The 18,297-nt window shown below is 65.6% G+C and carries 17 protein-coding genes; 10 read left to right on the top strand and 7 right to left on the bottom strand.

What is annotated here, in order from left to right:
* Nucleotides 1–60: 60 nt before the first annotated feature.
* Nucleotides 61–1,200: a Ppx/GppA phosphatase family protein gene (locus E7811_RS13345; RefSeq protein WP_136395138.1), complete on the top strand. Its 1,140-nt coding sequence runs from the start codon at nucleotides 61–63 to the stop codon at nucleotides 1,198–1,200.
* A complete protein-coding gene (locus E7811_RS13340) occupies nucleotides 1,197–1,952 on the top strand; it encodes an RlmE family RNA methyltransferase (RefSeq protein ID WP_136395137.1) in 756 nt (251 codons plus the stop codon). Before E7811_RS13345 ends, E7811_RS13340 begins: the two co-directional genes overlap by 4 nt.
* A gap of 134 nt (nucleotides 1,953–2,086) precedes the next feature.
* Here E7811_RS13340 and E7811_RS13335 read toward each other — a convergent pair whose 3' ends face one another.
* Complete coding sequence (locus tag E7811_RS13335) at nucleotides 2,087–2,656, bottom strand: YcbK family protein (RefSeq protein WP_136395136.1); 570 nt, start codon at nucleotides 2,654–2,656, stop codon at nucleotides 2,087–2,089.
* Nucleotides 2,657–2,966: 310 nt separating this feature from the next.
* On the opposite strand from E7811_RS13335, the gene E7811_RS13330 reads away from it, so the two are divergent.
* The 4 genes from E7811_RS13330 to E7811_RS13315 are packed head-to-tail and all read left to right on the top strand — an operon-like array spanning nucleotide 2,967 to nucleotide 7,217.
* Nucleotides 2,967–4,574, top strand: coding sequence for a L,D-transpeptidase family protein (locus tag E7811_RS13330; RefSeq protein WP_136395135.1), 1,608 nt, complete (start codon nucleotides 2,967–2,969; stop codon nucleotides 4,572–4,574).
* Nucleotides 4,575–4,619: 45 nt separating this feature from the next.
* On the top strand, nucleotides 4,620–5,714 hold the full coding sequence (locus E7811_RS13325) for a UDP-3-O-(3-hydroxymyristoyl)glucosamine N-acyltransferase (RefSeq protein WP_136395134.1): 1,095 nt from the start codon (nucleotides 4,620–4,622) through the stop codon (nucleotides 5,712–5,714).
* Between the two features lie 31 nt (nucleotides 5,715–5,745).
* Nucleotides 5,746–6,012 (top strand): acyl carrier protein, encoded by a 267-nt coding sequence (locus tag E7811_RS13320; protein ID WP_136395133.1) that lies wholly within the window; start codon nucleotides 5,746–5,748, stop codon nucleotides 6,010–6,012.
* A complete protein-coding gene (locus tag E7811_RS13315) occupies nucleotides 6,009–7,217 on the top strand; it encodes a beta-ketoacyl-[acyl-carrier-protein] synthase family protein (RefSeq protein WP_136395132.1) in 1,209 nt (402 codons plus the stop codon). Before E7811_RS13320 ends, E7811_RS13315 begins: the two co-directional genes overlap by 4 nt.
* A 105-nt stretch (nucleotides 7,218–7,322) precedes the next feature.
* Here E7811_RS13315 and E7811_RS13310 read toward each other — a convergent pair whose 3' ends face one another.
* Nucleotides 7,323–8,018, bottom strand: a complete 696-nt coding sequence (locus tag E7811_RS13310) for an invasion associated locus B family protein (protein ID WP_394345624.1) — start codon at nucleotides 8,016–8,018, stop codon at nucleotides 7,323–7,325.
* Between the two features lie 430 nt (nucleotides 8,019–8,448).
* Between E7811_RS13310 and E7811_RS13305 the strand changes: the two genes are divergently transcribed.
* Nucleotides 8,449–10,023, top strand: coding sequence for a helicase HerA-like domain-containing protein (locus tag E7811_RS13305; protein ID WP_136395130.1), 1,575 nt, complete (start codon nucleotides 8,449–8,451; stop codon nucleotides 10,021–10,023).
* 175 nt (nucleotides 10,024–10,198) lie between these two features.
* The gene (locus tag E7811_RS17940; protein WP_168733024.1) at nucleotides 10,199–11,512 is read left to right on the top strand and encodes a hypothetical protein; all 1,314 of its coding nucleotides are present in this window, start codon (nucleotides 10,199–10,201) and stop codon (nucleotides 11,510–11,512) included.
* Nucleotides 11,513–11,544: 32 nt separating this feature from the next.
* Here E7811_RS17940 and E7811_RS13295 read toward each other — a convergent pair whose 3' ends face one another.
* The 4 genes from E7811_RS13295 to E7811_RS17935 form a co-directional block, all read right to left on the bottom strand.
* Nucleotides 11,545–12,858 (bottom strand): HlyC/CorC family transporter, encoded by a 1,314-nt coding sequence (locus tag E7811_RS13295; RefSeq protein ID WP_136395129.1) that lies wholly within the window; start codon nucleotides 12,856–12,858, stop codon nucleotides 11,545–11,547.
* A 63-nt stretch (nucleotides 12,859–12,921) separates the two neighbouring features.
* Complete coding sequence (locus E7811_RS13290) at nucleotides 12,922–13,866, bottom strand: tyrosine recombinase (RefSeq protein WP_136395128.1); 945 nt, start codon at nucleotides 13,864–13,866, stop codon at nucleotides 12,922–12,924.
* A 2-nt stretch (nucleotides 13,867–13,868) separates the two neighbouring features.
* Nucleotides 13,869–15,443 (bottom strand): hypothetical protein, encoded by a 1,575-nt coding sequence (locus E7811_RS13285; RefSeq protein ID WP_246020434.1) that lies wholly within the window; start codon nucleotides 15,441–15,443, stop codon nucleotides 13,869–13,871.
* The gene (locus E7811_RS17935; protein ID WP_168733004.1) at nucleotides 15,433–15,570 is read right to left on the bottom strand and encodes a hypothetical protein; all 138 of its coding nucleotides are present in this window, start codon (nucleotides 15,568–15,570) and stop codon (nucleotides 15,433–15,435) included. The genes E7811_RS13285 and E7811_RS17935 overlap by 11 nt, the downstream gene beginning before the upstream one ends.
* Nucleotides 15,571–15,726: 156 nt before the next feature.
* Here E7811_RS17935 and E7811_RS13280 point away from each other — a divergent pair, with 156 nt between their 5' ends.
* Nucleotides 15,727–16,281 carry a shikimate kinase gene (locus E7811_RS13280; protein WP_281277060.1) on the top strand — a complete coding sequence of 185 codons (555 nt, stop codon included), beginning with the start codon at nucleotides 15,727–15,729 and terminating at the stop codon, nucleotides 16,279–16,281.
* Complete coding sequence (gene aroB, locus E7811_RS13275) at nucleotides 16,278–17,387, top strand: 3-dehydroquinate synthase (RefSeq protein WP_136395127.1); 1,110 nt, start codon at nucleotides 16,278–16,280, stop codon at nucleotides 17,385–17,387. Before E7811_RS13280 ends, aroB begins: the two co-directional genes overlap by 4 nt.
* Nucleotides 17,388–17,400: 13 nt before the next feature.
* On the opposite strand, the gene E7811_RS13270 is transcribed toward aroB, so the two are convergent.
* Nucleotides 17,401–18,288, bottom strand: a complete 888-nt coding sequence (locus tag E7811_RS13270; protein WP_136395126.1) for a hypothetical protein — start codon at nucleotides 18,286–18,288, stop codon at nucleotides 17,401–17,403.
* Nucleotides 18,289–18,297: the final 9 nt, after the last annotated feature.

Below are 18,297 nucleotides of genomic sequence, written 5' to 3'. Positions count from 1 at the left end.
CGCTTGCGCGAGTACGGGGTTCACACTACCTTGGAACCAACCACACATGGAGGGCGACAGATGACGCCCGAGCGTCCCGAGGGGAAGGACGCGATCCCGGGCGTTGAAGGTGCCGCAGCCGTGCCGCCCCCGGTTGAACCGTCCGTTTCCCCTGAAGCCGGGACCGGCCAGCTTTACGCTGCGCTGGATCTTGGCACCAACAGCTGCCGGATGCTGATCGCCCAGCCGAAGGGCAGTCAGTTTCAGGTGATCGACAGTTTTTCCAAGACCGTGCAACTGGGCATCGGTCTTGAAGCGTCTGGCCGTCTGAGCCGCGCGTCAATGGCGCGCACGGTACAAGCGCTGCGGATCTGCCGAAAGAAGATCGACAAGCACGGCGTGACGCGGATGCGGATCGTGGCGACCGAGGCCTGCCGCCGGGCGCGCAACACCCGTGATCTGGTCCGCCAGGTGCGGCGGGAAACCGGTCTGACGCTGGAAGTGATCGCACCCGAGGAAGAGGCGCGGCTGGCCGTCATCTCTTGCGCGCCGCTGGTGTCGGCCAAAACCGAACAGCTTCTGGTGATCGACATCGGCGGCGGATCGACCGAACTTGTATGGATCGACCTGTCGGATGTGCCCCCGACCGAACGCCGCCGCGCGATCATGGGGATGCATGCGGGCTTTCCGCCGCGGGGCGAGGGGCCGCAGGCCCGGGTTGTGGACTGGATTTCCGTGCCGCTTGGCGTGGCCACCCTGCGCGACCAGTTCATCGACGTCGAGGATGACGCCGCGCGCTTTGCGCTGATGAGCTGGTATTTCGAGGAAAACCTTTCCAGTTTTTCGCCCTACAACGCCGAACACCCGCGCGAAGGGTTCCAGATCATCGGCACCTCGGGCACGGTGACGACGGTGGCGGCCTCGTTCCTGGGGCTCAAGCGCTATGACCGGAACAAGGTTGACGGCCTGCGCATGACTTCGGACCAGATCGACACGGTGATCCGGGAATACCTGGCGCTTGGGCCCGAAGGGCGCCGCACCGACCCGCGCATCGGGCGCGACCGGCACGCGCTGATCATGTCGGGGGCGGCCATCCTTCAGGCGCTGATGCGCGTCTGGCCCACCGACCAGCTTTCGGTGGCCGACCGGGGCCTGCGCGAGGGGCTTTTGTATGCACAGATGAACGCCGACGGCGTTCTGGAAGATGGACCGATCGGATGACCAAGGGACCGGCAAAGACCAACACCTCGGGGCGCGGGCAGCGCGAATTGCGGGTGCGGGTGAAGACCGCCAAGGGGCGCAAGCTTTCGTCGACGCTGTGGCTGGAACGGCAGTTGAACGACCCCTATGTGCAGCGCGCCAGGAAAGAGGGCTATCGCGGCCGCGCGGCCTACAAGATCCTGGAACTGGATGACAGATACGGCTTCCTGAAACCGGGCGCGCGCGTCGTCGATCTGGGCTGTGCGCCGGGCGGGTGGTGCCAGGTCGCGGTGGAGCGGGTGAACGCCCTGGGGCAGAACCCGAAGAAGCCTGTCGGAACCGTTCTGGGCGTGGACCTGCAGGAGGTGGAGCCGATCTCGGGGGCCGAGATCCACCAGCTTGATTTTCTGGCCGACGATGCGGACGAAAAGGTGAAGACCTGGCTTGGCGGGCGGGCCGATGTGGTGATGTCCGACATGGCGGCGGCGGCCTCGGGCCACAAGGGCACCGATCACCTGCGCATCATCGCGCTGGTCGAGGCGGCGCTCGCCTTCGCCTTCGACGTGCTGGAAGACGGCGGCACCTTCGTGGCGAAGGTTCTGGCCGGCGGGGCCGAGAACGAGATGCAGGCGCTGCTCAAGCGCAACTTCCGCAAGGTCGCCAATGTGAAGCCGCCCGCCAGCCGGTCTGACAGTTCCGAAAAGTTCGTGGTGGCGATGGGGTTCCGCGGGCGCGAACAGTCCGGGGACGGGGCCGCCGATCAGGACGAATGACCCGCCCGTTCAGAGGGTGGCACGGCGGATTGATCGCCGAGTTGAAACAATCCGTCGGGTTTGTTTCGGTTTCGTGACCAATGACAAAGGCGCCCGAAGGCGCCTTTGTTTACGAATTCCTAACGATCGGACGATCAGCCGCCCCAGCTGCGCACCGGGCCGCAATCCATGTGGACGAAGTTCGACCGCGAATACTTGCCCACGCCGCCCGAGGCGCAAGAGGCGGCGGCGCGTGCCATCTGGCTGACCGAACGCGATTTCAGCCGCAGGTCGGCTGCCTGGCCCTTGAGGTGCAGCGAGTTCTTGGCGACGCCGCTCGATTGCGACCGCAGCATCGCGTTGGTCTTCGGGCTGCGATAGCCCGACAGCATCATGTAGGGTTCGGAAACATCCATCAGCCGATGCGCGGCGGCCATGATGTCGATCGTGCGGGTGTCGATCTTGACGGTGTCACCCGTCCGCCAGTCGCGCATGAAGTGATTGATTTCCTTCATCACTTCCGGAATGTACTTGCCTTCGATCCAGTAGATCGTGTCGATGCTTTCGCCGGTGCGGCCCGAATACATGCGGATGCGGCGGATGTCGCCTGCACCGCGCAGAAGACCGAAGGCGTTGGAATAGCTGGGCGCCGCGATGACTGCTGTGGCCGCAAAGGCCGAAAGAAGCCCGCGCCGCGTCATTCCCGAAAGCTTCGTATCCGTCATGATATTTGCCTGTCCCGTACCGTCTTTCCTGCGTGTTTCCGCAGGCTGCTCTGTCACTTCATCCCCAAGTGCAGGAAATGTATGCCACATCTCGAATCGCAACCCAAGCGCTGATTGTTTCGCTTCGGGCATTTCAAGGGAGATCGGCAAAAATTTGCTGAAAGCGGGTAATCCGGCGACAATCCATCGGCCATTTCTGGCCTGTTGCGGAAATGCGACAATCCGGAGGCTGGCAAAGGCGTGAATAGACAGGCCGCCCCAAATCGGGAAAACCTGAACAAAATCATCCCTGCCAGGATTTCGACCCGTTATGAATCGCCTGTTTCGTGCCCAAAGACTTTCCCCGAAACTTTTCTGCGCTGCCGCGTTCCTGTCGGCGACCGTCCTTTCCTCGCCGGTTTCGGCCCAGCTTGATCCTTTCGTTCAGGCCGTGGCCATCGCCGCATCCGAAAATGACGTGATTTCCGCCTTCTATCGTGACCGCAACTATGCGCCGGTCTGGACGGGCGAGGGCGATGCCGCGCGGCGCAATGCGCTTTTGTCGGTCCTGGCCCATGCGTCCGATCACGGGCTGCCCGAACAGATGTTCGACCCCGCGCCGCTGGTGCAGGCCTTCCACGATGCCCAGACCGAAGGCGACCGCGGGCGGCTTGAGATCCGGCTGACCGAGGTGTTCCTGGCCTATGCGCGGGCGATGCAGTCCGGTGTCCTGAACCCCCGGAAGATCGACGTGAACATGGTCCGCGAGGTGCGCGAGACCGATCCCGCCGCGATGCTGGCGGGGATCGTCTCGTCCGAGCCGGGCGCCTTCCTGCACGGGCTTGCGCCGAACGCGCCGGAGTATGCCCAGCTGGTCAAGGCCAAGATCGGGCTGGACCGCACCATCGCCGCCGGCGGCTGGGGGCCGCGCGTGCCCGCAACCACGCTGCGCCCGGGCCAATCGGGCGATGCGGTGATCGCGCTGCGCGACCGCCTGATGCGGATGGGCTACCTCGGCCGGTCCTTCAGCGCGGATTACGACGCGGCACTTCAGCGCGCGGTTCAGGATTTCCAGATCGACCACGGGCTTGACCCGGACGGCATCGCCAGCGAATCCACCCTGGCCGAGATCAACGTCTCTGCCGAGGATCGCCTGAAATCCGTCCTCGTCGCGCTGGAACGCCAGCGCTGGATGGATTTCGACAAGGGCGACCGGCACATCTGGGTCAACCTGACCGATTTTTCCGCAAAGATCATCGACCACGGCAAGGTGACCTTCGCCACCCGGTCGGTGATCGGCAAGAACACCCCCGACCAGCGCACGCCCGAATTCTCGGACGTGATGGAATACATGGTCATCAACCCGTCCTGGAACGTGCCGCGGTCGATCACGGTGAAGGAATACCTGCCCCTGATGAAGCGCAATCCGGGCGCGGCGGGGCATCTGAAGCTGATCGACAGCCGGGGCAGGGTGGTCAACCGGTCGGCGGTGAATTTCGCCAGCTACAACGAACGGAACTTCCCCTATTCGATGCGCCAGCCGCCATCGGATTCCAACGCGCTCGGGCTGGTGAAGTTCATGTTCCCCAACCCCTACAACATCTACCTGCACGACACGCCGTCGAAGTCGCTCTTCGACCATGAGGTGCGCGCCTTCAGCCACGGCTGTGTGCGCCTCGGCCAGCCGTTCGAATTCGCCTATGCCCTTCTTGCGGCGCAGACCGAGGACCCGAAAGGCCTGTTCCACGGGCATCTGAACACGGGGCAGGAAACCACGGTGCGGCTGGATGACCCGGTGCCGGTGCATCTGGTCTATTTTACGGCCTATCCCACGGCAAAGGGGCGCATCAGCTATCGGCGCGACGTCTACGGGCGTGATGCGACGATCTTTGACGCGCTGCAATCCGCCGGGGTGGCGCTGACGCGGGTTGATGGCTAAATCAGGGGCGGGTGGCCACCGTCGCCCGCCGCTGGAGTTGCCCCGATGTCTTCGCATACGATCCGCGCCATTGCCACGGCCCTGGGGGCCGAAGCCGATGGCGACCTTGACCTGACGGTGCGCCGCGCCGCCGAACCGGCGATGGCCGGGCCGGATGATCTGGCGCTGGCGATGGACCCGAAATATGCCGAAGGCCTGGCAAGGGGCGCGGCGCGGGCGGCGATCCTCTGGGCGGGGGCCGACTGGCGCGGCATGGGCCTCAGGGCGGTGATCTTCGCGCCCCGGTCGCGTTATGCGATGTCGGGGCTGACCCGGCTGATGGACCCCGGCCCCGACATCGCCCCGGGCATCCACCCGATGACGGTGATCGACCCTTCGGCCACGATCGGCGAGGGCGCGGCGATCGGCCCCTTCGTGACGATCGGCGCCGGTGTCCGCATCGGGGCTCGCGCCCGTATCGCGGCGCATGCCTCGATCGCAGAGGGCGCGGTCATCGGCGAGGATGCGCTGATCCTTCAGGGTGCGCGGATCGGGGCGCGTGTCAGCATCGGCGACCGCTTCATCTGCCAGCCCGGCGCGGTGATCGGGGCGGACGGGTTCTCATTCGTGACGCCGGAACGGTCTGGGGTTGAGGAGATTCGCTCAACACTTGGAAAACGCGACGAAATCCGACAGCAAAGCTGGACGCGGATTCACTCGCTCGGGGCGGTTTCCATCGGTGATGATGTCGAGATCGGCGCCAACAGCTGCATCGACCGGGGCACGATCCGCGACACGTCGATCGGATCGGGCACGAAGCTGGATAACCTCGTCCATATCGGCCACAACGTCCAGGTCGGGCGCGATTGCCTGCTGTGCGGGCAGGTGGGCATCGCCGGTTCGTCGCGGATCGGCGACCGCGTGGTGATGGGCGGCCAGTGCGGGGTGAACGATAACATCTTCGTGGGCGATGATGTGATCGCGGGCGGCGCCACCAAGATATTCACCAATGCGCCGGCCGGGCGGGTTCTGCTGGGCTATCCTGCGGTGAAGATGGAAACGCATGTCGAGATGCAGAAGGCGCTGCGCCGTCTTCCCCGCCTTGCCGCCACCGTGGCCGAGCTTCAGAAAGCTGTTTCAAAAACAGGGCAGAGTGACTAAATCGGGAACGGTCCTGCATTCGGAGGGCAAGATGGCAGAAAGCGTTCAGGAAAAGGTGATCCGGATCATCGCCGAACAGGCGGTTCTGGACGTGTCCGACGTCCATCCGCACAGCACCCTTCAGGAACTCGGGATCGACAGCCTCGGGCTGGTCGAGTCCATCTTTGCCATCGAAGAGGCTTTCGACATCTCGGTGCCGTTCAACGCCAACGAGCCGGGGAAAAGCGATTTCGACATCTCGTCGGTCGCCGCGATCGTTGCCGCGGTCGAAGGTCTGGTGGCCCAGAAGGCCGCATGAGGCGCGTCGTCATCACCGGGGCGGGCACGATCAACCCGCTGGCGCATGATGTGCCCGGCACGTTTGCCGCCTTTCGTGAAGGCCGCTGCGGGATCGGCCCGCTGGACATCCGCGACAAGGACCGGCTGGCGATCCAGATTGGCGCGCAGGTCAAGGGATGGGAGGCGGAGGCCCATTTCAATCGCCAGCAGATCACCCTTTACGACCGTTTCACCCAGTTCGCGCTGATTGCTGCGAAACAGGCGGTGGAGCAGTCCGGGCTGAACTTCGACGGCCATCTGGGATACGAGGCGGGGGCCGTTCTGGGCACGGCGGGCGGTGGCCTGATCACCTCGGACGAAAATTTCCGCACCGTCTATGAGGAAGGCAAGAATCGCGTTCATCCCTTCGTCGTGCCCAAACTGATGAACAACGCAGCCGCCAGCCACCTGTCGATGGAATGGAACCTGCGCGGCCCGACGTTTTCGGTCGCGACGGCCTGCGCCAGTGCCAACCACGCAATGGGGCTGGCCTTCCAGATGGTGCGCTCGGGCGCAGCACGCGCCATGCTGACCGGCGGGTCCGAGGCCATGCTGTGCTTTGGCGGGATCAAGGCCTGGGAGGGGCTGCGGGTGATGTCGCGCGATTCCTGCCGCCCGTTTTCCGCCAACCGGTCCGGCATGGTCCAGGGCGAGGGCGCGGCGGTTTTCGTCTTCGAGGAATACGAACACGCCCGCAAGCGCGGCGCGCAGATCCTGGCCGAGGTTGCAGGTTTTGCCATGACGGCCGACGCGGGCGATATCGTCACACCCTCGTCGCAGGGGGGCGAACGCGCGATGACCGGTGCCTTGCGCGATGCGCGGCTCAACCCCGAGGACGTGGGATACATAAACGCCCACGGCACCGGGACGGCGGCCAATGACAAGGCGGAATGTGCCGCCGTGGCCCACGCCTTTGGCCAGCATGCCGATCGGTTGATGATCTCGTCCACCAAATCCATGCATGGCCACCTGATCGGTGGCACCGGCGCGGTGGAGCTTCTGGCCTGCCTGATGGCGCTGAAGGACGGCGTGATCGCGCCCACCATCGGATACGAGGAACCCGACCCGGAATGCGCGCTGGACGTGGTGCCGAACGTGGCGCGCGAGGCGCGGGTGACGGCCTGCCTGTCGAACGCCTTCGCATTCGGCGGGCTGAATGCCGTGATCGCGTTGAAGGCAGTCTGATCCGGGGTACCTGCCCGAACTTCAGGAACGGCGCGCAAATATCCGGTTTTAAAATGAAAACGCCGCGCGAAAGGTGTCGCGCGGCGTCCATTCCGTTTCCGGCGATCAGTTGCCGCCCGATGCCTGCTTGGCATTGGCCGCGTTCACCGCGTCGTATCCGGCGGTGAAGCCGGTCAGCGACACTTCCAGCGTCACCTTCTGATCCGGCGCCACGACCGGCACGATGGTCAGCTTCGCGACATTGCCGCGCTTGAAGCTGTCCACCTCGGCCGAGGTCAGGCCGATCCGCGCCACGCAGCCTTCGCGCGTGCAGAAGGTGAAGGGATAGGCCTTCGCCTGGCCTGCATCGACCTGCATGACGAGGTTTTCCGTCAGCAGCGTTTCCAGCGGTGCGATGATCGTCGCACCGGCCGTCGGGCCGCCTTCCGCCTGCGGCAGGCCGAAGAGGCTGATTTCAGCCACGGGATTGCCGCTGGGGTCCTTCAGAAGCTGGTAAAGCTGGCACGGGTCGGACCCGTCCTCGGTCTTGACGCAGCGCTGCTGCCAGGCGCCGTGTTCGGACGCCACATAGACCGAACCCGGCCCGTCCTGCGCCGGAACCGGCTGGCCGTCGGCGCCGACTTCCTGACCGGTGGAAAACCCGCCCGTCGCAAATCCCGTTCCGCCTTCGGCGGGCGCTTCGGCGGCAGGTGCGTCGGTCGCGGGGGCTTCGGGCGCGGCGGTCTCTTGCGCCGATGCGGCGCTGGCGGCGGCGAGGACAAGGGCCAGGGAAACGGCTTTGGAGAGGTCTTTCATAGACAGTCCTGTATTCTGAAATCCATTGGCCAGCGGCATAGCATGGCCCGACGGCGGAGTCAGGGGGCAATTCATCCCGCCGGGTTCCGGGAAAGGCGAAAAGATGCCGACGGAAGTCACGGATCGCAAAAGAAAAAGGGCCGCAAGGGCGGCCCTTTTTCAGCGGTAATTTTTGCTCCCTGTCGGACTGGCCGACTTCATTGTTGGTGACGCTAAGGCCCTTTGGCCCATCCGTCAACACGAATCTGTCGTCGCCTCCAAACCCGACCAAAGGGTCAAAAAAATGGCCGCGCCTTTGCCGCGCGGCCAGTCTGACAGGGAGGAAGTCACCCCCATCAGGCCGCAGATTTGCGCCATCCGGGAGCAGATGAAGACTGGCACACGACGGTTAACAATGTATTTTCGGCGTGAACGATTGACGGGAAGGGTGAGCGGTATGGATCAGGACAGCATCTTCGTCGGAGGTGGCGGCGAGGGATATGCGACGCCCCAGCGGCTGTTGCTGAAATACGGGAACCGGCACGGTCTGGTGGCGGGCGCCACAGGCACCGGCAAGACGGTCACCCTGCAGATCCTCGCCGAAGGCTTTTCCTCTGCCGGCGTTCCGGTCTTCCTGTCGGATGTGAAGGGCGACCTGTCGGGCATCGCGGCCTCGGGTTCGGCCACGCACAAGCTGCATGAACCCTTCATGAAGCGCGCGGCGACGATCGGGCTTGATCTGCAGTATTCCGCCTTTCCCGTGACATTCTGGGATCTTTTCGGCGAACAGGGGCATCCGATCCGCGCGACCGTTGCGGAAATGGGGCCGCTCCTGCTGTCGCGCCTTCTGGAACTGACCGAGCCGCAGGAAGGGGTGCTGAACGTCGCCTTCCGGCTGGCCGACGAAGAGGAACTGCCGCTTCTGGACCTGAAGGACCTGCAGGCGATGTTGGTCTTCATCTCCGAGAATGCCACCGAAATCTCGGCCCGCTACGGGCTGGTGTCGACCTCGTCCATCGGGGCGATCCAGCGGCGGCTTCTGGTTCTGGAAAACCAGGGCGGCGCGGGCCTGTTCGGGGAACCCGCGCTGGATCTGGCGGACCTGATGACACGCGATGCCGACGGGCGCGGGCGGATCAACATCCTGGCCGCCGACAAGCTGATGGCCAGCCCCCGGCTTTACGCCACCTTCCTGTTGTGGCTGCTGTCGGAACTGTTCGAGGAGCTGCCCGAGGTGGGCGATCCCGACAAGCCCAAGCTCGTGTTCTTCTTCGACGAGGCGCATCTTCTGTTCGATGACGCGCCAAAGGCCTTGGTCAGCAAGGTCGAACAGGTGGCGCGCCTGATCCGGTCGAAGGGGGTCGGCGTCTATTTCATCACCCAGAACCCGGCGGACGTGCCGGAAAACATCCTTGGCCAGCTTGGCAACCGGGTGCAGCATGCCCTGCGCGCCTTCACCGCCAAGGACCAGAAGGATCTGCGCATGGCCGCGCAGACCTATCGCGACAATCCCCGCTTCGCGACCGAGGACGCGATCCGCGAGGTCGGGACGGGCGAGGCGGTGACCTCGTTCCTCGAGGCGAAGGGCATCCCCTCGATGGTCGAACGCACGCTGATCCGTCCGCCATCCTCGCAGCTTGGCCCGATCGATGCGGCAACGCGTGCGGCGGTGATCGCGGGCTCGCCTCTGAAGGGCAAGTATGACACGCCGCTGGATCGCGACAGCGCCTTTGAACGGCTGAAGGCCCGGTCCGAGGCCGCCGCGCGCGAGGCGGCCGAGGCGGGGGCGGGCGGATCGGGCGATCTGGCCTTCAATCCCGACCTGCGGCTGGATGCAGACGATTTCAAGCGCGCGCGCCGCTACGATGCCGACACCCCGGCCAGCTCGCGGCGCAGCACTTCGGGCAAGTCTTCGTCGCGGTCCGATTCGGTTTCGGACGCCTTCATGAAAAGCTTCGCCCGGCAGATCGGGACGAAGTCGGGGCAGGCCGTGGTGCGGGGAATTCTGGGTGGTCTGTTCAAGCGCCGCTGATCGGCCCTGATCCGGCGGAAGTCCGCGCAGGCGGGCGACGGACTCGCGGGTTATTGCCCAAAAATTGCCTCATGTTCTGCAGTGGGTGGACCGAGTTCCGCCCCATTTGGCAAGTAGTGTCCAATCGCGGGTTCCAATCGGGCCCCTTTCGGACAAACGGGTGATGGGGAACAGTATGGCGATTTCTGCTGCAGAACAGTACATGCTTGAAGTGCTCAACCGGGCGCGGCTCGATCCGGCGGCCGAGGCCGCACGTCAGGGCACGTCGCTGAATGCAGGGCTGCCGAACGGTCAGTTCGGACCGATCTCGGGCGCGCCCCAGCAGGTACTGGCCGTGGTTGATACCCTCGATCGTTCTGCGACCAACCATTCGCAATGGATGGCCTCGACCGGACGGTTCAGTCACGTCGGAGAGAACAACTCTCTGTGGGACGACCGGATGATTTCTGCGGGCTACCGGCTGGACAGCTATGGTTGGCGGACGGGCGAAAACCTGGCGATGGCCTCTGGCTTTGGCTCGGGAACGGAATCCGTCATCAATACCCATTTCAGGACCCTCTGGAACAGTGCGCTGCACCGGTCTAACATGATGGGCGGCACCGATACGGTGAACGGGGGCACGTTCAACTACCGCGAGATCGGGATTTCCGAAGTGGCGCGCGGCGGCAATGACTATGTCACGCTCAACTTCGCCTATGCCGCCAGAAAGGCCTATGTGACCGGGGTGGTCTATGAGGACCGCAACGGCAACAAGTTCTACAACATCGGCGAAGGCGATGGCGGCGTGCGGTTCCGCGTGGGTGGCGCCGCCGACCAGAGCGAGGACGCGGGCGGCTATGCCGTGGCCGTCTCGACGGGCGGCTGGCAGCGGGTGGACATCACCGGCGCGGACATGCCCGGTGCGGTCCGGGTCAACATGGGGCAGGGCAACGTCAAGCTCGATGTGGTGAATGGCAACCAGCTGTTCATCGCGGGCGATGCGCAGCTTCTGGACGGGTTCAGCAAGGCGCGGCTTCTGGGCCGGGCCGACTATGACCTGACTGGCAACGGGGCCAAGAACACGCTTGTCGGCAACAAGGGCGGCAACGTGTTGAAGGGCGGCGGCGGGAACGATGCCCTGAAGGGCAACTCCGGCAATGACGTGCTGTCAGGCAACGCCGGGCGCGACGTCCTGTTCGGCGGCGCCGGCCGCGACCGTGTGCATGGCGGCGACGGAAACGACATCCTGCGCGGCAACGGCGGTGCGGACAGGTTCATCTTCCGCGCGGGCGATGACCGCGATGTGGTCAAGGATTTCCGCGCCGGTCAGGGCGACAAGCTACGCCTGGATGACAACCTGTGGTCGGGCGGGTTGACCAAGGCGCAGGTCGTGAACCGCTTTGCCGATGTGGTCAATGGCGATGTGGTCTTTGACTTCGGGGCAGACGAGCTGACGCTCGACGGCATCAGCAGCCTGCGCGGGCTGGCCAACGCGATCGAGATCTTCTGAGCCGCTCCGGTCTGGGGGGCAGGGTCCGGCCGTCACAGCGGCCGGATCTTCAGTTTCGTCAGGCGGTTCTCGCGCCGGGTGACGACCTCGAACCGGAATCCGTGATAGCTGAACACCTGGCCTTCGTTCGGGATGGTCTGCGCCTCGTGGATCACCAGACCGGCGATCGTGTTCGCCTCGTCATCGGGCAGCGACCAGTCCATCGCGCGGTTCAGGTCGCGGATCGTCATCGCCCCGTCAACGATGTAATCGCCCGACTCCTCGCGCTTCAGCGCGCTTTCCTTTTCGACCACGTCGAATTCGTCGCGGATCTCGCCAACGATTTCCTCGATGATGTCCTCCAGCGTGATCAGGCCGCGCAGGGTGCCGTATTCGTCCACCACCAGCGCGAAATGGGTGCGCCGTTTCAGGAACTGGCGCATCTGTTCGTCAAGCGGCGTGGTTTCGGGCACGAAATAGGGCTTCATCGCCACCTTGAGGATGTCGAGATCCCGGATCGACGACAGGTTGCCGGTATCCCCGCGCACAAGGCGGTCGACCTCGCGCAGCAGATCCTTGGCATGGACGACGCCCAGGATGTTCTCGTCCGTTCCCCGGAACACCGGAAGCCGGGTATGCGGCGAGGCCAGCGCCTGGGTGATGATCTCGTCCGGGGTCTTGTCGGCATCGATCATCTCGATCTCGCGGCGGTGGCGCATGACCTCTTCGACGGTGCGGTCCGACAGGTCCAGCGCGCCCAGAAGCCTGTCGCGGTCTTCCTTTTCCACCGCGCCTTCGGAATGGCCCAGAGCGATGGCGCCCATGATCTCTTCGCGCAGGGCAAGGATATGGCTTTCCGGGTCGGTCTTGACGCCGACGATGGCCAGCAGACCGCGCACCAGCGCGCGGACGACCATGACAACCGGGGAAAACACCAGGATCAGGACCCGGATGATCGGCGCGACACGGGTCGCCACGGCTTCGGGATAGGTGATCGCCACGGTCTTTGGCAGCACTTCGCCGAAGACAAGAACCATCGCAGTCATCACCAGCGTGGCCAGCGCCACGCCGCTGTCGCCGAAGACCCGCGTCAGCAGGGCGGTCGCCAGCGAGGCCGACAGGATGTTGACGATGTTGTTGCCCAGAAGCAGCGCGCCGATCATGCGTTCGCTGTCCTCGGTCACTTCCATCGCCCGTTCGGCGCCTCTGGAGCCCCGGTCGGCCTGCGCCTTGAGCTTGGCGCGGCTGGAGGCCGTCAGCGCGGTTTCCGAACCGGAAAAGAAGGCCGACAGGACCAGCAGGCACAGGATGGCGGCTGCGGTCACCCAGAAGGCAAGGTCAAGGCTCGACGTCACTGTATCGTCCATGGTGCTTTCGGTGTGTTGTGATCGGTCCGTTATGGCGAAAGGCAGCGCCTGCCGCAATGGCGGTCAGGTCTTGCGCCCCTTGCGGGCAAGGGGGTGGTGTTCCAGCACCAGCGCCTTCAGGTGTTCGTCCAGGACATGGGTGTAGATTTCCGTGGTGGCGACATCGGCATGGCCCAGAAGCGTCTGGATTACGCGCAGATCCGCGCCCCCGGCCAGCAGATGGGTGGCAAAGGCGTGGCGCAGCGTGTGCGGTGTGACCTTGGCGGGCGATACCCCGGCCAGAACGGCGATCTGCTTGATCAGCACATAGAAATGGTGCCGCGTCAGGTGGCCATCGGCCCCGCGCCCCGGAAACAGGAACCGCGACACCGGCTTGCCCACCTTGCGCGCGGCCTCGTCCTCGGCCCCGCGCCGTGCCAGCCAGTCGGCCAGCGCCTCGCGGGCGGGGGCGGAAAGGGGCACCATGCGTTCCTTGCCGCCCTTGCCGCGCACAAGGATCATCCGCGGATCGCCCCGCACGGCAGCCATCGGGAGGGTGACAAGTTCGGTCACTCGCATCCCCGTGGCATAGAGCATCTCGACCAGGCAGCGGTTGCGCATCTGGTCGGCCGAGGACCGGCCGGTATCGCGGGCGGCCTCCAGCAGGCGGTCCACCTCGGCGATATCCAGCGTGACCGGCAACCGTGCGACCTTGCCCGGCCCCTTCAGGCGCAGCGCCGGATTGTCCTCGCGCCAGCCTTCTTCCTGGGCAAAGCGGAACATCTGCCGGATCGACGACAGCCGCCGGGCGCGGGTGGCCTTCGACAGGCCCTCGGCCTCGCAATGGACAAGGTAATCCTCCACCGCCTTGCGGTCCGCCCCGGCAAAATCGGTCCCGCGCGAGGCAAGCCAGGCGGCGAAATCCTGAAGATCACGCCCATAGGCCAGTTGCGTATTGCGCGCAGCATCCTGTTCGGCCGCCGCCGAGGCCAGGAAATCCGAAATCCAGCGGTCGGAAAGGGCGCCCATCCTCAGCCCCGGCGTTCCAGCAGCAGAAGTTCAAGCGCGGTACGCCGCGCCGCGTCCTCAAGCCCGATGTGGCGCAGGATCGACAGCCCTTCCGACACCCCCCGAAGGTCACCCCGGACGCCGTTGCCGATCCGGTCGATCGCCAGCAGGATCGTCTCGCCCAGCCGGGATTCCGCCAGCAGCGCCTCGGCCTCGGGCGGCGGGGCAGGGCGCAGGAAGGCGGGGGCGATGGCGCGCGCCATGCTGTCGGGCGGGGTGATCCCCTGCAACTGGCCACGCGCCAGCCCCGCAAGGAAGGTTTCGGTCAGGTCCGAGGGCTTGTGGGTATTGGCGGCGCGTTCGTAGTGCGGCGACAAAAGTGCGATGCGGAAGGCCAGGGCCGCGGTCTCGCCGGTCAGGGGCAGGCGGATCAGATCTTCGGCGAAAAGGCCGGCGAAGGCGGTTTCAAGCTCTGCCTCTTCCATGCGCGCCCAGGCATCGGGCAGGGTGCGCGCCACCGCGCCCGGATCGGCGGCACGCAGCGCCGTGTCGAACCGCTGGAACGCCTCCACCCGGTCCCAGACGCCGCCCGATGCCGCCGGAAGCCGTTCGGTATAGACGCCCAGAAGCGTATTCGGGGTCAGCGCCCCGGCCCGCGTCAACCGTTCGGCCGCCTCGATCTGCGCCTTCCATCCGGCACGATCCGTCAGTTCGGCATTGGCGAAGGCCACCGGCAATGACGTGGTGGGCAGCGTCTCGCCGATCGCATCGTAAAGGCGCCAGATCAGCGGCGTCGGCCGCGACGGCGGCAGCAAGGGCGCCTCGCCGTCATAGGCCTCGGGGTCAAGGAAGCGCGACAGAAGTTCCTCTTCCTGCCGGTCGATCTGCCCCAGGGCCTGCGCCGTCCTGAGCGTCAGCGCAGCGGCGGTCCAGTCGCCCGCGCGCGCAAGGCAGAAGATCCGCGCCGGGAAGGTGGGCGCCAGGTTCGGGGCGGTGCGCATCGTTTCGCAGGCGCGATCCTCGGTCCCGGTCAGAAGCGCCACGTCGAACTGGCGGCGGAAGAGGTCCACCGTCACGCTGTTTGTGGCCTCGATCAGGGCGGCGGCCTGATCCAGCGCGCCCATGGCCAGAAGCCGGTCGATCCGCGCCAGAAGCAGGATGCCGCGACCACCCGCGTCGGGGGGCGCCTCGGCCTCGGCCAGAAGCAGCGTGACCATGAGCGACTGAAGCGTGGGCAGGATGTCGGCCCGATCCGCGCTGATCGCGGCGGCGATCTCTTCGGTGGCGCCAAGACCCCACAGGTTGCGCGGCAGCCCGGACCGGTCCGAGGACAAAAGCCCTACCGCATCGGGCGCGGGCGCGCCCAGAACCGTAACCGCCACATCGGCCGGAACCGCCCCGGTCGTGACCTCGGGTTCCTCGACCGCGTCGGGCGAGGGGCCTGCCGGAAGGCTTGCCGCCTGAGGCGCGGCCGTTACCGATTGTGACAGCCAGTCGATTGCCGACATGGGCGCGTCCTGCGCCAGAGCGGGCGACAGGGACAGACCCATTGCCGCCGCCGCCAGAACCAGCCGCCTTGCGCGGGCGTCAATTCCCATCCAGCACCACCGGCTTGGTGACCTCGGTCTGCGGCGGCGTCAGATTGCCCAGATAGGCAAAGGCCACGAGGCCCAGAAAGGCGATGATCGCCAGAACCAGCAAAGCCTTGATCAAACGTCCTATCATGGTGCCCCGTCTTTCCGTCTGCCCGTTTCTTGCCCGGTCTCTGCCGGGAGTGGCGTCGATTATATATGGCATTTTCGGCAAGTTCACGCCATTGAGGGGCGAAAGATCGTGAACAGGCGGGGCATTGCCCGCCGGAAATCAGGGGAATTGGCCGCTGTGCCTCGGTACCGGTTGAAAAAGACCGTCGCGCTGGTCGGCATGATGGGCGCGGGCAAGACGGCGGTGGGCACGCAACTGGCCCGTATCCTGCACGTTCCCTTCCTTGATTCGGACGAAGAGATCGAACGCGCGGCACAGCGCACCATCGCCGAAATCTTCGAACGCGACGGCGAACCGTTCTTCCGCGCGCGCGAATCCGAGGTTCTGGCGCGGCTTGTGCAAGGGCCGCCCTGCGTGCTGTCCACGGGGGGCGGCGCCTTCCTGTCGGAACAGAACCGCCGGGTGATTTCGGAAAGCGGCGTGTCGGTCTGGCTTTCGGCCAGCGTCGATCTCTTGTGGAACCGGGTCCGGCACAAGACGACGCGGCCGCTTTTGCGCACGCCTAACCCGCGCGAAACCCTGCGCGAGCTCTGCGAAAAGCGCACGCCCTTCTACCGGCAGGCCGATCTTTCGGTGGAAAGCGAGCCGTCGATATCGATCGAACAGATGGCCGAGAAAGTGATCGAGGCGCTGGTGACGCGCCCGGATGTTCTGGAAAGGATCGGCGGATGATGGTCGAGGATGTGCGCGTCAATCTGGGCGACCGCAGCTATACCGTGCGGATCGGCGCGGGACTGATCGACAGGGCAGGGGCCGAGCTTTCGCCCCTGCTGCGGCGCCGGCGCGTGGCGATCCTGACCGATGAGACGGTGGCGGGTCTGCATCTGGCGCGGCTTCAGGCGGCGCTGGCCCGCGAGGGGATCGCCTCCGAGGCGCTGGCCCTGCCGCCGGGCGAAGCGACGAAGGGCTGGCAGGGCTTCACCCGGTCGGTCGAGTGGCTTCTGGAACAAAAGGTAGAACGGCGCGATCTGGTCGTCGCCTTCGGGGGCGGGGTGATTGGCGATCTGGCGGGCTTTGCCGCCGCCGTCCTGCGCCGGGGCGTGCGTTTTGCGCAGATCCCGACGACGCTTCTGGCGCAGGTCGACAGTTCGGTGGGCGGCAAGACCGGCATCAACACCGCGCAGGGCAAGAACCTTGTCGGCGCCTTCCACCAGCCAAGCCTTGTCCTCGCCGATATCGACGTTCTGGGCACGCTGGCCGCGCGCGACTTTCTGGCGGGCTATGGCGAGGTCGTAAAATACGGGCTTCTGGGGGATGCGGCGTTCTTCGACTGGCTCGAGGCGAACGGCCCCGCGCTGGCGGCGGGCGGCAGCGCCTTGCGCCAGCAGGCGGTGCTGCGGTCGGTCCAGATGAAGGCCGACATCGTGGAACGTGACGAGACCGAGGAAGGGGATCGCGCGCTGCTGAACCTTGGCCATACCTTCTGTCACGCGCTGGAAAAGGCCACCGGCTATTCCGAACGGCTGCTGCATGGCGAGGGCGTGGCGATCGGCTGTGCGCTGGCCTTCGAGCTGAGCCAGCGTCTGGGGCTTTGTTCGCAAGAATCCCCCAGCCGGGTCAGGGCGCATCTGCGGGCGATGGGGATGAAAGTGGACCTGGCCGACATTCCCGGCGATCTGCCCGATGCCGAAACCCTGCTGTCCTACATGGCGCAGGACAAGAAGGTGGTTGACGGGCGCCTTCGCTTCATCCTCGCGCGCGGGATCGGACAGGCCTTCGTCGCCGATGACGTACCGCCCGATACGGTGCTGCGGCTGCTGCGCGACGCGGGGGCGTAAGGCAGGCCGCCGCTCAGGCCCAGGGCGAGGCCGTGGCGAGCGGTGCGGGGGGCAGGTCGCGAAAGAACGCGGCCAGACGTTCGGGCGGCGCACGGCTGTCCAGAAACAGGTCAAGAAACCCCTCCAGCCGTCCCATTCCGTAAAGTGTCCACATCAACAGGTGATCGCCGCTGCCCCGCAGCGGGATCGTCAGGCTGTCGATGCTGGCGGCGACCGAACGCACGGTTTCGCTGTCGTCCGCATGCAGTTCGGGATGAAGCAGGATCGTCTGGCAACGTGTTCGACGGTTGCAGTCGCAGATCGGGTCATGGGCATGTTTCGGCGCGGTGCCCTTCAGGATGCGAAGCGTGTCGTCGATCCGGCGGCCCCCCACCGAAATCGCCCGTGGCAGGCCCGCCAGAATCCCGAAGCGGATCGCGGGCAACCCGCCGCTGCTGACCCCGAGCGCGATCACCTCGCGATAGCGTCCCATGATCGGGGCCAGCGCATCGGGCAGTTCCGAAAGCCCCGTGCGCCCGTCGAAGGTGCCGCTTCGGAACTGGTTGTGATCGGGGTCGAGCAGCGTCAGAAGGTCGGTGTCGGCGGGCAGCGATTGCAGCAGGATCGACAGCGGCATCATCAACCGGAACGCCCGCCCGGTGAAGCCCACAAGAAGCCGCCTCGCGCGCCTGCGACGACAGTAAAGGCGCGCCGACGGAAAATGCGCCGCAAGACGGATATCGGGGATCTGCCGGGCGTCCTGCAGGGCGCGATAGGCGGGCGATGCCAGCAGCGCCGCCTTCAGGCTTTCGTTGTCTGACGCAAGGATGGCGCGCGACACCTCGGCATAGCCCATCGGAGTCAGATCGGTGTCGAAGGCGGCGATCAGCCGCCGCGCCGAAGCCGGGATCGACCGGGACATCATCCGGAT

The organism is Aliigemmobacter aestuarii (assembly GCF_004799285.1).
In the GTDB taxonomy this organism is placed as follows: Bacteria; Pseudomonadota; Alphaproteobacteria; order Rhodobacterales; family Rhodobacteraceae; genus Aliigemmobacter; species Aliigemmobacter aestuarii.
This window is presented reverse-complemented; position numbering and strand designations above follow the sequence as displayed.